Below are 14,106 nucleotides of genomic sequence, written 5' to 3' on the forward strand. Positions count from 1 at the left end.
CGGGTCGCCCTGAAATGGATGGGGCGTGGGTAGTGTGGTGTAAAGAACTGCGACGTCGGGTGTGGCGTCGCGAAACCCAACGTGAGGAGAAAAAGTGAAGTTCACCAAGCTCAGCGCCGCGATTATGGCAGTGAGCGCTGCTACCGCATTGGCAGCCTGCTCTTCTTCCGATGAAGTTGAAAAAGCTGGCCCAGCAACTATTGAGAAGAGGCCGAGCTCCGAAGAAACCTCGATTGCCTCCGCAGAAATCCCAGACGCAGCGGCACTGAATGCCATCCTGGCTAAGGCAACTGACCCCAACGTGCCGGTGGAGGAGAAGACCAAGACCGTACAGGGCTCGGAGCAGGCTCCGGAGCTTTTCGACGTCATGGCTGCATCGCAGGCCGAGTCCGGCGCTGTCTTTGAGGTCGTGGACCCAGTTCTGCCTGGTTACACCCCGGAGTCGGCGCTAGCCACCGTGAACTTCTCCACCCCTGACGGCCAGGGACAGACTGCGGACCAGGTTGAGTTCGTCTTTGAGGACGGCGATTGGAAGCTGTCGAAGAACTGGGCTTGTATCTTGGTCTCCAACATCGTCCCTCCGGAGCAGGTTCCGCCGATGTGCGCTGATACTGCTGGCGGTGCGGGCGCTCCTGCCGAGGGCGCACCGGCTGAAGGCGCTCCTGCTGAGGGCGAGGTCCCACCAGCAGAGGCACCAGCGCAGTAAGAAATATCCGGGCTGTGGCCCGGATCTTTTGTTGGATCGGTGGCCCGGTGTGCATTCGAACCATCGTTTAGGCCCCGCGGCGGCGGGAGCGAGCACAAAGATGGTCCGAATACACGCGGCTACTCAGCTGGGGTGAACTGCAGATCCGTTGTGGTCGACTGCACCACGCGCAGATCGGAGTCCTCGGTGCCGTAGATGATTTTGGTGTCGATGGAAACATCGCCGTCGGTAGGCAGCGGCTGCTTCAGATCCACGGTGAGCTCGCCCTTGGAATCCGTCGTGGAGCTCAAGACCTTAAGCTCCTTGTTTGCTAGGTCCGTTCCCTCCGCCTGGCCTTCGAAAGACAAGGCGCCCAGCGAAGGGCGCTGCTGCACTGAAACATCCAGCTTGACCACATCGCCGGCCAGCTCTTTCATCGTGTAGGTAGTGGTCTGCAGCAACGTCGACTCACCCGCAACGCGGGACTCCACGGTCCACTTCGCGCCCCTGCCAATCGCATCCTCAGGGAACACCACCGGCAGAGAAGTCAGCTTCATAATCGCCTGCTCAGTAATGCCGCGGGCCTCGTCGGTGCCACCCTGCGGTGCCGCCAAACGCAGCGAAGACATCTGGCCTGAGTCCACCGCACGCCAGCCAAACTGGAAGCCCTCGCCGCTCGCTGCATCAGCATCACCGGAGTACTCCGGCACGCCGGTTGAGCCAAAGACATTGCGGGTAGCTGGCAGCTGGCCTTCGACGTTCTTCGTAGCCTTGTCCACGCTGACCTCTAGCGGGAGAGTGGTGGTCGCGGATTTGACCTTGGCAGGATTGAAATCCTTTGCCGCGGAGGACTTAAGCAGGTCTTGGCTAAAACCTTCCGAGACGGTGTACTTAATCTTTTGCTCTGCATCGAGGTCATTGAAAGTCAGCACGCGCTTTTCCCCGGTTCCGGTGGATTCAACGGTGATGCGCGGGGCGTCGACAGGCAGGCCCACGGGCTCTTCGACGCTGGGTGCCGGCTTTTCATAGGAGCACGCGGCGAGCGGAGCGGCGCTAAGGGCGAGGATGGAAACTGCGGCTAAAGCTTTAACACGGAACACAGTATTCCAAATTACCGGAAGGGGGTGTTTAGAATGATTCGGGTGAGTCAAAAAAGAAGGAGTTTCGTCGGCATGATGGCCGCGGTGGTTATCGCGGTGGCTGTCATCGACCAAGTGTTTAAGCAAATCATGCTGTCCATCCTCACTGAGGGGGAGCCGATGAATGTCATCGGCGGATGGTTCCGCTTCTACCTTCTATTCAACCCCGGCGCTGCCTTTTCTATGGGTGGCGAGGGCAACACCTGGCTGTTTACCACTATTCAGCTGGCATTTGTTTTGGGCGTAGCCATCGCCGCGCCACGGATGCGGGATAAATGGCAGGCCATCGGACTGGCGATGATCGCAGGCGGCGCGCTCGGTAACCTCATCGATCGCCTCTTCCGTGAGCCCGGCTTCTGGTTTGGGCACGTGGTGGATTACATTTCCGTGGGACGCTTTGCGGTGTTCAACCTGGCAGATGCATCTATTACCTGCGGAGTCGTGGTGTTCGTCATCGCGATGTTCTTCGAAGAACGCGAAAAGGGGGCAGCGGATGCGCGAGAGTCGTAGATTGCCGGTCCCCGAGGGCCTCGAAGGCATGCGCGCCGACGCCGCGTTGGCCAAGCTCATCGGCATCTCACGGGGCAAGGCCGCAGATTTGTGCGCGGCTGGCGACGTCGAGGTCGACGGCACCATCGTCGGCAAGTCGGACCGCTTGGAGGCAGGCGGCTGGATCGACGTCATGATGCCCGCCCCCGAAGAGCCGCTGGTTCCCAAGGAAGAGCTCGTTGAGGGCATGGACGTGCTCTACGCCGACGACGAGGTCATCTGCGTGCATAAGCCCGTGGGTGTCGCCGCGCATCCGACGTTGGGCTGGGAGGGCCCCACGGTCATTGGCGGTTTGCGGGCGGCGGGTTATCAGCTTGCCGACGCCGGCCCTACCGAGCGCAAGGGAATCGTTCATCGTCTCGACGTGGGAACCTCCGGCGTGATGGTCGTAGCTGCCAGCGAGCGCGCTTACTCGCAGCTCAAGGCGGCGTTTAAAGAGCGCACCGTCACCAAGACCTACCATGCCGTGGTGCAAGGCCTGCCGGATCCCATCGTGGGAACCATCGACGCGCCCATCGGGCGGCATCCTTCCTCGGGCTGGAAGTTCGCGGTGGTCGATGGCGGAAAGCACGCCGTCACGCACTACAAATTGCTTGAGGCTTTCCGCGAGGCGAGCCTGCTCGAGGTGCACCTGGAAACTGGCCGCACGCACCAGATTCGCGTCCACATGTCCGCCACGGGGCACCCCTGCGTGGGCGATCCGATGTATGGCTGCGACCCGAACCTGGCCAAGCGGGTGGGCCTCATCCGGCAGTGGCTGCACGCAGTGTCATTAGGGTTCATTCACCCCGGCACCGGCAAACACTTTGAAGTCACAGCACCTTACCCGGAGGACCTGCGGCATGCACTCGAGGTTTTGCGCGGATGAAGCACCCCCCGGAGATCTATCGGCGGCGTCGTATAGCGGCGGCCGTATTGACGCTGCTACTTGTCGTGTTCGTGCTGCTGTGTTTTGGCCTGTTCGGCACCAAGTCCACCGTGGCCCTGCAAGGCGACCAACTAGGGCCCGATAACGAGTCCCGTGCGGACTACGTCGAACGCGTCGCAGGCAGTGTGGCAACCGCTGACGAACCGACCTACGCCCTGGTGAGCTTCCGGGAATCCTTGAACGCGCAGCAAGTCAACGCGGTGGTGGAGCCCGCCACGCGAATGAATGCGATCATCATCGGCATGGCCGCGCCCATCGCGGTACCGGAGCCTGTCAATGGCGCCAGCCGGGCTGACGTCATCGACACGGAAATCACACGTCTTCGCGATTCCTATCAGGGAGTCGGTCAGGTGGAAGTTCCCTCGAAGATTGATGCGGTTATCGTGTGGTCGGATGGCGATAGCTTGCGCACGATTGCGCAAAACAACATGGTGGAAGCAGTAGAAGCCGCGCCTAGCGACGCCGCCTGGGGCACCTTTGGCGTGCGCCCGTTGTCGTCCCTGAAGGAGTAAACATGAAGATTTTTGCCGATACCAGCACTTGGATGCCCAACTATCGCTTCGGCTACATCTTGGTGTGGGCGGGCCTTGTCATTGGCCTCGTGGCACTTTTCCTCCAGATCGCCAGGGGCGGGGAGGCGCTGTCCATAGGGGTTGCCGGGTTCGTGGTGCTCTATAGCGCCGCGATGGTGGTGCTAATGCCACGCTGGGCGTTGAATGCCGAGGAGGAACAGGAGCGGCGTCGGAAAGCGAAGGAAGCCCGCCGCGAGCTGCGCTAATCCTCGCTGAAGGTGTGCAAGCGCTTGGCGCGGCGGGAGGCGCGGTGCATGCGGGCGAGGTCTGCTAGGTAGATAACGACTGCGACCCAAATGATGCCGAAGCCAATCCAACGCTGCGTGGACATGTGCTCGTGAGTGACGAATAGTGCCCACAGCATCTGCATGATGGGGGTCATGTATTGCAGCATGCCCACCGTGGCCAAAGGTAGCTGCTTGGCACCCTTGGCGAAGCACAAAAGTGGTAGCGCGGTGACTAGGCCGGAAGCGACGAGCAACACGATGTGCATGGGGCCTTCGGTTGTAAACGTGGATTCGCCGCGGATGCTCAGCCACGTGAGGTAGCCGATGGCCACTGGCAGCATCACGATGGTTTCTGCGGCCACGGAACCGGTGGAGGAGACGCTGAGCTGCTTCTTCATCAGGCCGTAGATGCCGAAGCTGCCCGCGAGCGCCAAGGAAATGTACGGGGCTTGGCCGGTCATGAAGGTCAGCCACAGTACGGCGATGAATGCCACGCCAACCGACGCCGCCTGTGCCTTGTTGAGCGATTCCTTCAGGAAGATGATGCCCAAAGCCACCGAGACCAGCGGGTTGATGAAGTAGCCGAGTGCCGCGTCGGCCACGTGCCCGGTGTTGATGGCGATAACGTACGTGCCCCAGTTGATGGTGATGGCCACGCCGCAGGCCAGCATCCAGGCCCACGTGCGCGCGCTGAAAGCTCGCAGCTCCCGCCAGCCGCCCGAGATGAGGAGGAAGCCGGTGACGAGGACAGCCGTCCATACGATGCGGTGGGCGAGGATCTCAAAAGGTCCGGCGGGCAGCAGAAGCGGGAAGAAGGCGGGGAAGAAGCCCCACATGAGATAGGCGGCAACGGTGTAAATCATCGAGAGACAATGTACTCCTTCGCCATATCTTGGGAAACAATTCCTATCAGTCGGGTGCGGTGCGCAGGGCTGATGGCGGGGTTTGACGCGCCCGCTAGACTGTCCGCATGGCGAAAAACTCATCCTTTGTTCACCTTCATAATCACACCGAGTTTTCCATGCTGGATGGCATGGCCAAGGTGGACATGTTGGCAGATGAGGTGGTGCGCCAGGAGATGCCGGCCGTGGGCATGACGGACCACGGCAACATGTACGGTTCCAACGCGTTCTACAAGAAGATGACCAGCGCCGGCGTGAAGCCGATTATCGGCATCGAGGCCTACATGGCGCCGGAATCACGCTTTAACAAAAAGCGCGTGCTGTGGGGCACTCCAGACCAAAAGCGAGACGACGTTTCCGCATCGGGTGCTTATCTGCACCAAACCATGCTGGCGGAAAACGCGACGGGTCTCAAGAACCTCTTCAAGCTCTCCTCGCTGGCCTCCTACGAGGGCCAGCTGGGCAAGTGGCCACGTATGGATGCCGAGCTCATCGCAGAGCATGCAGAAGGCATCATCGCCACCACCGGTTGCCCCTCGGGCGACGTCCAGACTCGTCTGCGCCTAGGTCAGTTCGACGAGGCCCTCGAGGCCGCCGCGATGTGGCAGGACATCTACGGCAAAGACAACTTCTTCTTGGAGCTCATGGACCACGGGCTCGACATCGAAAAGCGCACGCGCGATGGGCTGCTGGAAATCGGTCGTAAGCTGGACCTGCCGCCGCTGGTGACCAATGACTGCCACTACGTGCTGGAGTCGCAGGCGCCCTCGCATGAGGCAATGTTGTGCGTGCAGACCGGCAAGACCTTCATGGACCCGGATCGCTTCAAGTTCGACGGCACCGGCTACTACATCAAGTCCGCTGCGCAGATGCGCGAAATCTGGGATGACATGATTCCGGATGGTTGCGATAACACCCTGTGGATCGCCGAACGCGTGCAGGACTACGGCGAGATTTGGGAGGAGCATACCCACGACCGCATGCCGATTGCGGACGTGCCGGAAGGCCACACCCCAACCTCCTGGCTGACCCACGAGGTGATGGAGGGCCTGCAAGACCGCTTCCCAGGCAAGGAAGTGCCGGAGGAGTACATTAAGCGCGCTGAATATGAAATTAGCGTCATCGACATGAAGGGCTACCCTTCCTACTTCCTGATCGTGGCCGAGCTCATCAAGCATGCGCGATCCGTGGGCATTCGCGTGGGGCCGGGGCGTGGTTCCGCGGCAGGCGCGCTGGTGGCTTACGCACTTACCATCACCAACATTGACCCCATCGAACACGACCTCCTCTTCGAGCGATTCCTCAACCCGGAGCGTCCATCCGCACCGGATATTGATATCGACTTCGACGACCGCCGTCGTGGCGAGATGATTCAGTACGCCGCTGATCGCTGGGGCGAGGATAAGGTGGCGCAGGTGATTACCTTCGGCACTGTGAAGACCAAGCAGGCCATTAAGGACTCCGCGAAGGTGCACTTTGGCCAGCCGGGTTTCCAGATGGCCGACCGCATTAACGGCGCGCTGCCGCCCGCCATCATGGCGAAGGATATTCCGCTGGCGGGCATCATGGACCCGGAGCACGAGCGCTACTCGGAGGCCACCGAGGTCCGGCAGATGATTGAGACGGACCCGGACGTCAAGAAGATTTATGAGACGGCGCGTGGTCTCGAGGGCGTCGTCAGGCAGGCGGGCGTGCACGCGTGTGCGGTGATCATGGCGTCCGTGCGCCTCATGGACCACATTCCGATGTGGCAGCGCCCAGCCGACGGCGCGTACATCACCGGCTGGGACTACCCGGCATGTGAGGCCATCGGCCTGCTGAAGATGGACTTCCTGGGTCTGCGAAACCTGACGGTTATCGGTGACTGCCTGGAAAACATCAAGAAAAACCGCGGCGAGCAAATCCACCTGGAGGAAATCCACGCCGACGACCCCAACGTGTCGAAGGTATACGAGCTGCTTTCCCGCGGCGAGACCCTGGGCGTGTTCCAGCTCGACTCCGGCGGTATGCAGGAGCTGCTCAAGCGCATGAAGCCGACGGGCTTTAAGGACATTGTTGCGTCGCTGGCACTGTATCGTCCGGGCCCGATGGGCGTAAATGCCCACTGGGATTACGCAGACCGCAAGAACGGGCGCAAGGAGATCACGCCTATTCACCCAGAGTTGGAGGAGCCACTGCGTGAGATCCTCGATGAGACCTACGGTCTTATCGTGTATCAGGAGCAGATCATGCGTATCTCCCAGAAGGTGGCCAATTACACCGCTGGTGAGGCAGATGGCTTCCGCAAGGCCATGGGTAAGAAGAAGCCGGAAGTCCTGGCCCAGCAGTACGACAAGTTCTGGGGCGGCATGCAGGAAAACGGCTACTCCAAGGACGCCATGGATGCGCTGTGGGGCACGATTGAGCCCTTCGCGTCCTACGCGTTTAACAAGTCGCACGCCGCAGGCTACGGCCTGGTCTCCTTCTGGACGGCCTACCTCAAGGCCTACTACGCGCCGGAGTACATGGCAGCGCTGCTGACCTCGGTGGGTGACAAGAAGGATAAGTCGGCTATCTACCTGTCCGACTGCCGCCACCTGGGCATCCACGTTTTGTCGCCGGACGTCAACGAGTCGGTGGAAAACTTCCAGGCAGTTGGCGAGGACATCCGTTTCGGCATGGGCGCTATCCGCAACGTGGGCTCGGAAGTGGTGGAGTCCATCGTTAAGACGCGCAAGGAAAAGGGCGCGTACACGTCGTTCTCGGACTACCTCGACAAGATTGAGCTCACCGCCTGCACCAAGCGCGTCACGGAGTCGCTCATCAAGGCCGGCGCCTTCGATTCCATGGAGCACCCACGCAAAGGCTTGATGCTCATCCATGAGGATGCAGTCGATGCCGTGCAGACGACGAAGAAGGCGGCGGACAAGGGACAGTTCGATCTCTTCGCCGGTTTTGGCGGTGAGGAGCAGGCGGAGGTTGCTTCGGCGTTTGCCATCGATATCCCTGACGAGAATTGGGACCGCAAGCATGAGCTGGCTCTCGAGCGTGAGATGCTTGGCCTTTACGTTTCCGGTCACCCGCTGGATGGTTTCGAGGAGGCCCTTGAGGCGCAGACCGATACGCCGCTGCCGAAGATTCTCTCGGGCGAGGTCTACAACGGCCAAGAGCTGGTCATCGGTGGCATCATCTCGGGCGTGGACCGCCGCTTCTCCAAGCGCGATGGCTCCCCGTGGGCCATTGTGAACATGGAAGACCACAACGGCGCCCAGGTGGATATCTTGGTGTTTAACCAGGTTTATTCCCTGGTGGCGCCGCAGATTGCCGAGGACAACATCATCCTGGCCAAGGTGCAGGTGAAGATTCGCGACGAGCGCATGTCCCTGTTCTGTTCCGACATTCGCGTCCCGGATTTGGGCCCGGGCGGGGGAGCGGGCCTGCCGCTGCGCCTTACCATGCGCACGGACCAGTGCACGATGGAAAACATTGCGAAGCTCAAGCAAGTGCTGGTCAACAACAAGGGTGAGTCAGATGTTTATCTCACGCTTGTCGACGGCGCGGAGTCCACGATGATGGTCTTGGGCGAGCATTTGCGCGTGGAACGCTCTGGCAATCTCATGGGTGACTTGAAGGCGACGATGGGAGCCGGAATCCTCGGATAGGACCTTGTAGATAGACCGCTCTGACTATTGAAAGATCGTACCTATTGGGTAAAAATAGCCTAATGGGTACGATTTACTTTTATTTGCAGGCCTTGAGCTGCGGGTTTGAATTTTTGAATTTAATTCCCGGAATGTCATTTGTGGGCAAGCCGTGTCGGCCAATCTAGACCGCATAGTCTAGACGATATCGACAAAGCAACATCGACACTGGAGGTCCAAACGCTCATGGTCAATAAGATTCGCACTACCCACGTTGGCTCCCTGCCACGCACCAAGGAACTGCTAGAGGCGAACCTGGAGCGCTCCGCAGGAACCATCTCCGACGAGAAGCTCCACGAGATTCTGGATCGCTCCGTCGACGACGTGGTCAAGCGCCAGGTCGACATGGGCATCGACATCCTCAACGAAGGTGAGTACGGCCACATCACCTCCGGCGCGGTGGATTACGGTGCATGGTGGAACTACTCCTTCACCCGTCTGGGTGGCCTGACCATGACCGATAAGGACCGCTGGGAGATCGGCGACAAGATTCGCTCTGAGCCGGGCAAGATTCGCTTGTCCTCCATGAAGGACCGCCGCGACCGCGCCCTCTTTGCCGACGCCTACAACGATCCGGATTCCGGCATCTTCACCGGCCGCAAGAAGGTTGCGAACCCAGAGTTCACCGGCCCGGTTACCTACATCGGCCAGGATCAGGTCGATGCGGACGTGAAGCTGCTCAAGAACGCAATGGACAAGGCTGGAGCGAAGGATGGCTTCGTTGCGGCCCTTTCCCCGGGATCTGCAGCGCGCCTGCCTAACAAGTACTACGAGGAGGACTCTGACCTTGTTCGCGCTTGTGGCGAGGCGCTGAAGTCCGAGTACAAGGCCATCACCGATGCGGGCCTGACAGTGCAGTTCGATGCCCCGGACTTGGCCGAGGCATGGGACAGCGTGGTCCCAGAGCCGACCGTGAAGGACTTTCAGGCCTTCTTGCATGAGCGCATTGAGATCCTCAACGAGTCCATCAAGGACATCCCGCGCGAGCAGACCCGTCTCCACATCTGCTGGGGCTCCTGGCATGGCCCGCATGTGACCGACATTCCTTTCGGTGACATCATCGAGGAGATTCTGCAGGCGAAGGTCGGCGGCTTCTCCTTCGAAGGAGCCTCGCCGCGTCACGCTCATGAGTGGCGTGTGTGGCAGGACCACAAGCTGCCGGAGGGCACCGTCATCTACCCAGGCGTGGTCTCGCACTCCACCAACGCAGTGGAGCACCCGCAGCTCGTGGCCGACCGCATCATCAAGTTCGCCGAGCTGGTAGGCCCGGAGAATGTCGTGGCCTCCACGGACTGCGGCCTGGGCGGGCGTCTGCACTACCAGATCGCGTGGGCAAAGCTACAAGCGCTTGTCGACGGCGCCGAAATCGCCACCAAGGAGCTGTTCTAGTACGCGCCCTGGCTGTTGCCGGGAATGCAGAAGCAGCACGTACCCTTCTCCTTACGGGAGGGATACGTGCTGCTTTTGTGTTTTAAGGGGTATTAGACATTGACGCCTGCGTTGCGCAGCATCTCCTTGACCGGCTCGAGGAGGGCCGGGTTAGACTTAGCGACCATTGCGAGAGCCTGGACAACCGCAGCGACGCCGGTCAGGGCGACGGAGATCCAAGAGAAGACTTCCTTGGTCCCCTCAGACGGGCGAGCGGACTGTGCCCACTCCGGCATCTTCGACCATTTTTCCTCTTCCTTGGCCTTATCGGCAGCGTTTTGCTCTGCAGCAACGCAGTCCGGGGTCTTCGGCATGCCGGAGGAACCGTAGCCGTTGAAGATTCCCTTGAGCAGCTCCTGTGGGCCCATAAAAGAAGAACCAGCGGTGCCGTTTTCAACAGCATCCTTGTGGGCCTGCTTAGCTTTATCAACCTGAGCTTGGCATTCAGCGGACAGTTCCGGTGCGGGAGCGACTGGAGCGGCGTTAGCGGCGACAGGGGTGATGAGAGCAAGACCGGTGGCGCAAGCGGCGACCAAAGTCGTGGAAAGTCGCATAAGAGTTAGTTCTCCTTGAGAGTTGGCATCAAAGCCGATGGGATTTAAATCTCCTATACCATAGCAAGGTCTTTATAACTTGGAGAAATCTAATTGTCTAAAAGTATTTTTCCAGTTCGGAACGCAGATTTTCAGACAAGACTCGCGGAATGAGGTCGCCGGCCTGAGAGAATTCATCGGTGCTGAAGTCACGGTTGTTGACGTAGGTGGTGAGCTTAGCATTTGCGGGGTCGGTGACGTCGTAGACAAAGATGCCGCCAAGACGCTCAGCACCAACGAACGCGTAGGTCTTGTCACCCACCTTGCCGATGGCTAGTGCTTCTGGTTCAGGGCCCTTGTTATCGGAACGGTCGTCGAACTCCGCGGACTCGTTGTCGGCGTTGTGGTTGAGAACGCCCTCAGCATGCAGCTTGGCGCTGATTTCCTCGTTCCAGCCAGAAGCGTTAGTGACCTTCAAGTTGCCAGCGACCTTCTTGTTGGCAACTTCATTGAGGGCGACGTCGCCAAGCGTGCCCTCGCACACCTTGCCTTCTTTGATGAGGTCCTTGAGTTCGGTCTCGTCGGTGTAGACACCGGTGCCGCCCTCGTCCTCGGCAACGCCCCATTCACGCGCGTCGCCCTCGTTCGTCAGCAGCGCGTAGGAGCCATCTGCAGTGATGTGCACGTTGCCAGGCAAGGAGCCAACGCCGACGCGGCCTAACTCCTTGCCGGTGGTGACATCGAAGAAGAGGGCTTCGCCCGGCTGCGTCTTGTCGGCTTGCTGTACGGCAGCAACTGCCAGGCCATCGCGGCGTACGGCGACGGAGTTGATCTCTTCGTCTCCGCCTGCGGAGACAGTGGAACCCTTCTGTGGATTCGCGGCGTCAGTTCGAGGCCGGCATTTTCGGCAGAGTGCTCGACTGGCTTGGCCACGATTGCAGCGTTAGCTGGAACTGCCAGGGGAGAACCCCGGTAGCTGCGGCTACGCGCAGTGCAAGGACGCGGCGGCGAAGAGGGAAACGGTCAGCGTGAATCACGGTTGTGCGCTCCTTTGAAGAAAGTTGGAGAGAAGGCATGAGAAAAGCAGGCCGCGCAATGGCCTATAGTGGGCTCAAAGCGCCTCGGGATACCTTTGCTACTCAAGATGAGCGGGGCAGAAAATTAACGCAACGGTGAGGGAAGTTTTAAGTTAAATCTCGGTTAATCGGTCGATTGCTAGGTAATGTGCTCCGCGCCCAGCGCTGCGCGCTAGACTTAGCACCTATGACTGATACCTCCGTTGCTTTTGAGCCCATCCATGCCTCTGATATCCAAATGGCGCAGGCGCGAATTAGCTCGGAAATTGCGCCCACCCCGCTGCAGTACTGCCCGCGTCTTTCCCTTGAGACCGGCTACGAGGTCTATCTCAAGCGCGAGGACCTGCAAGACGTGCGCTCCTACAAGATCCGCGGTGCGCTCTTTGGTATCTCCAACTTGTCGGAGGAACAGCGCTCCCACGGCATAGTGACCGCCTCTGCCGGCAACCACGCGCAGGGCGTGGCCTTTGCCTGCCGCTCCATGGGAATCCAGGGCAAGATTTTCGTCCCAGAGCCAACGCCGAAGCAGAAGCGCGACCGCATCATGGTCCACGGTGGGGACATGGTGGAGCTGGTGGTCACCGGCGCCAACTTTGACGAGGCGGCAGCTGCCGCGCATGCCGACGCCGCCGCCCGCGGCGCCATCTTCATCGAGCCCTTTGACGCCCGCGACACCATCACCGGCCAAGGCACCGTGGCCGCAGAGGTCCTCTCGCAGCTGTCCGCCCAAGGCAAGTCCCTCGATACCATCGTCGTTCCTGTTGGTGGCGGCGGGCTCATCTCCGGCATCACCTCTTACCTCGCGGACATGGCACCGCGGACGGCGATCGTGGGGATTGAGCCGGCGGGCGCGGCGTCGCTAAGCGCGGCGTTTGATGCAGGTGAACCCGTGACCTTGAAAACCGTCGATCCCTTCGTCGATGGTGCCGCAGTCAAGCGCATCGGAGCGCTGCCTTTCCAAATACTGGAGGCAAACCAGGGGCGCCTGCACTGGGATATCGCTTCCGAGGGCCTGGTGTGCACGGAACAGTTGGGGCTCTACCAGAACGAAGGAATCATCGCCGAGCCTGCGGGCGCCTTGTCCGTGGCGGGTTTGCGCGAGCTGAAGCTGGCTCCGGGCAGCGTGGTCGTGTGCGTTATCTCGGGCGGCAACAACGACGTCCTGCGCTACGCGGAAATCATGGAGCGCTCCCTGGTCCACCGTGGTCTGAAGCACTACTTCCTGGTCAACTTCCCGCAGGAACCGGGCCAGCTGCGTCACTTCCTGCAGGACATCCTGGGGCCAGATGATGACATCACGCTCTTCGAATACTTAAAGCGCAACAACCGCGAGACGGGTGCGGCGCTGGTGGGCTTGGAGCTCGGACGCGCCTCGGACATCGAGGGCTTGCTGCAGCGCATGGCCGATTCCAAGATTAACGTGCAGCAGCTCAAGCCGGGCACCCCGGAGTATGACTTCCTCGTGGCTTAGGTACGCTAATTAGCTGTGCTGACTAGCTATGAGCGCCCCGCGCTGGGCCAGGTGGAAAACGAAATTGAGATTAAGCGTTCGCGCTTCATCACGCTCGTGGACCGCGTGACGAATGAGGAGGAAGCACGCGCGTTTATCGACGCCGCGCGGGAGAGCTTTCCGGACGCCCGTCACCATTGCTCGGCGTATATCTACCACGTGGATGGGGCGAACCCCGTGGAGCGCTCCTCCGATGATGGCGAGCCCTCCGGAACCGCCGGAAAGCCCATGCTCGATGTGCTCAAAGGCTCCGGGATGCTGGACCTGTGCGCGGTCGTGGTGCGCTACTTCGGCGGCGTCAAGCTGGGCGCGGGCGGCTTGGTCCATGCTTATGGCGGCTCCGTGAGCGAGGCGATCGAGCTTGTCTCACGGAGTACGCGTGCTCTGCGCGAGCTCTACACGGTGGAGTTTTCTCATGCCGATGCCGGGCGATTGGAGGCGGAGCTGCGCAACCGCGGATACGACATCACTGATACCGCCTATGGGGCAGCGGTGGTCTACACGCTCGCCATTGAGCCGGGCGGCAAAGAAGACCTGGATGCCACGATTGCGGCGCTGACACAAGGCGTGGGTCAGGCAAAGGAAGCCGGTACCGCGTGGGTGGAGCTGGCTAGCTGATGCTGCGCTAGAATAGCCGCTATGACTATGCAGCGACGCCCTAACAATCCGATCGAGCTTAAGAAGCAACAGGTACGCAAGTACTCCCGCAATGCGGTGGTTTCCGTGGTGGGCGGTGTTGCTGGTGGCGTGCTGCTCGGCTGGGCGCTGACGGGCTTTTGGACCTGGATGACCTTGGGCCTCATCGTCGCTGTGGTCGGCGGTGTCTATAACTGGACCAAGGTCCAAAAGATCGTCAACGAGAACAACAACCGTTAAG

At 60.4% G+C, this 14,106-nt stretch carries 15 protein-coding genes; 10 read left to right on the top strand and 5 right to left on the bottom strand.

Annotated elements, in window-relative coordinates; genetic code table 11:
- Positions 1 to 94: 94 nt before the first annotated feature.
- Complete coding sequence (locus tag I6I72_RS11740; RefSeq protein WP_049063109.1) at positions 95 to 706, top strand: hypothetical protein; 612 nt, start codon at positions 95 to 97, stop codon at positions 704 to 706.
- 119 nt (positions 707 to 825) lie between these two features.
- Here the strand turns inward: I6I72_RS11740 and I6I72_RS11745 are convergent, their stop codons facing one another.
- Positions 826 to 1,785 carry a hypothetical protein gene (locus tag I6I72_RS11745; RefSeq protein ID WP_049063110.1) on the bottom strand — a complete coding sequence of 320 codons (960 nt, stop codon included), beginning with the start codon at positions 1,783 to 1,785 and terminating at the stop codon, positions 826 to 828.
- Positions 1,786 to 1,818: 33 nt separating this feature from the next.
- On the opposite strand from I6I72_RS11745, the gene lspA reads away from it, so the two are divergent.
- The 4 genes from lspA to I6I72_RS11765 are packed head-to-tail and all read left to right on the top strand — an operon-like array spanning position 1,819 to position 4,079.
- The gene (gene lspA / locus I6I72_RS11750; protein WP_049063111.1) at positions 1,819 to 2,334 is read left to right on the top strand and encodes a signal peptidase II; all 516 of its coding nucleotides are present in this window, start codon (positions 1,819 to 1,821) and stop codon (positions 2,332 to 2,334) included.
- Positions 2,318 to 3,241 carry an RluA family pseudouridine synthase gene (locus tag I6I72_RS11755; protein WP_049063112.1) on the top strand — a complete coding sequence of 308 codons (924 nt, stop codon included), beginning with the start codon at positions 2,318 to 2,320 and terminating at the stop codon, positions 3,239 to 3,241. The genes lspA and I6I72_RS11755 overlap by 17 nt, the downstream gene beginning before the upstream one ends.
- Positions 3,238 to 3,813, top strand: a complete 576-nt coding sequence (locus I6I72_RS11760) for a hypothetical protein (RefSeq protein WP_049063113.1) — start codon at positions 3,238 to 3,240, stop codon at positions 3,811 to 3,813. Before I6I72_RS11755 ends, I6I72_RS11760 begins: the two co-directional genes overlap by 4 nt.
- Positions 3,814 to 3,815: 2 nt before the next feature.
- Positions 3,816 to 4,079 carry a hypothetical protein gene (locus tag I6I72_RS11765; RefSeq protein WP_005528752.1) on the top strand — a complete coding sequence of 88 codons (264 nt, stop codon included), beginning with the start codon at positions 3,816 to 3,818 and terminating at the stop codon, positions 4,077 to 4,079.
- Here the strand turns inward: I6I72_RS11765 and rarD are convergent.
- Positions 4,076 to 4,963 carry an EamA family transporter RarD gene (gene rarD / locus I6I72_RS11770; RefSeq protein WP_049145599.1) on the bottom strand — a complete coding sequence of 296 codons (888 nt, stop codon included), beginning with the start codon at positions 4,961 to 4,963 and terminating at the stop codon, positions 4,076 to 4,078. The genes I6I72_RS11765 and rarD overlap by 4 nt on opposite strands.
- Positions 4,964 to 5,070: 107 nt before the next feature.
- Between rarD and dnaE the strand changes: the two genes are divergently transcribed.
- Both dnaE and I6I72_RS11780 read left to right on the top strand, forming a co-directional pair.
- Entirely contained in the window at positions 5,071 to 8,643 is a 3,573-nt protein-coding gene (dnaE, locus tag I6I72_RS11775; protein ID WP_049063115.1) for a DNA polymerase III subunit alpha, read from the top strand.
- 225 nt (positions 8,644 to 8,868) lie between these two features.
- The gene (locus tag I6I72_RS11780; RefSeq protein ID WP_005528758.1) at positions 8,869 to 10,071 is read left to right on the top strand and encodes a cobalamin-independent methionine synthase II family protein; all 1,203 of its coding nucleotides are present in this window, start codon (positions 8,869 to 8,871) and stop codon (positions 10,069 to 10,071) included.
- 92 nt (positions 10,072 to 10,163) lie between these two features.
- On the opposite strand, the gene I6I72_RS11785 is transcribed toward I6I72_RS11780, so the two are convergent.
- The 3 genes from I6I72_RS11785 to I6I72_RS11795 all read right to left on the bottom strand — a co-directional run bounded on the left by I6I72_RS11785 (position 10,164) and on the right by I6I72_RS11795 (position 11,680).
- Positions 10,164 to 10,664, bottom strand: a complete 501-nt coding sequence (locus I6I72_RS11785; RefSeq protein ID WP_049063117.1) for a hypothetical protein — start codon at positions 10,662 to 10,664, stop codon at positions 10,164 to 10,166.
- 97 nt (positions 10,665 to 10,761) lie between these two features.
- The gene (locus I6I72_RS11790; RefSeq protein WP_174775573.1) at positions 10,762 to 11,328 is read right to left on the bottom strand and encodes a choice-of-anchor I domain-containing protein; all 567 of its coding nucleotides are present in this window, start codon (positions 11,326 to 11,328) and stop codon (positions 10,762 to 10,764) included.
- Positions 11,329 to 11,527: 199 nt separating this feature from the next.
- Complete coding sequence (locus I6I72_RS11795) at positions 11,528 to 11,680, bottom strand: hypothetical protein (protein WP_157801682.1); 153 nt, start codon at positions 11,678 to 11,680, stop codon at positions 11,528 to 11,530.
- A gap of 226 nt (positions 11,681 to 11,906) precedes the next feature.
- Here I6I72_RS11795 and ilvA point away from each other — a divergent pair, with 226 nt between their 5' ends.
- Genes ilvA through I6I72_RS11810 form a run of 3 tightly spaced genes read left to right on the top strand, consistent with a single transcriptional unit; the run spans position 11,907 to position 14,105 of the window.
- Positions 11,907 to 13,190: a threonine ammonia-lyase IlvA gene (ilvA, locus tag I6I72_RS11800; protein WP_110333045.1), complete on the top strand. Its 1,284-nt coding sequence runs from the start codon at positions 11,907 to 11,909 to the stop codon at positions 13,188 to 13,190.
- Between the two features lie 15 nt (positions 13,191 to 13,205).
- Positions 13,206 to 13,847 (top strand): YigZ family protein, encoded by a 642-nt coding sequence (locus I6I72_RS11805; protein ID WP_049062416.1) that lies wholly within the window; start codon positions 13,206 to 13,208, stop codon positions 13,845 to 13,847.
- Positions 13,848 to 13,868: 21 nt separating this feature from the next.
- The gene (locus tag I6I72_RS11810) at positions 13,869 to 14,105 is read left to right on the top strand and encodes a hypothetical protein (RefSeq protein WP_005528768.1); all 237 of its coding nucleotides are present in this window, start codon (positions 13,869 to 13,871) and stop codon (positions 14,103 to 14,105) included.
- Position 14,106 lies beyond the last annotated feature (1 nt).

The sequence above is a fragment of the Corynebacterium striatum genome, assembly GCF_016728105.1.
GTDB classification, from domain to species: domain Bacteria; phylum Actinomycetota; class Actinomycetes; order Mycobacteriales; family Mycobacteriaceae; genus Corynebacterium; species Corynebacterium striatum.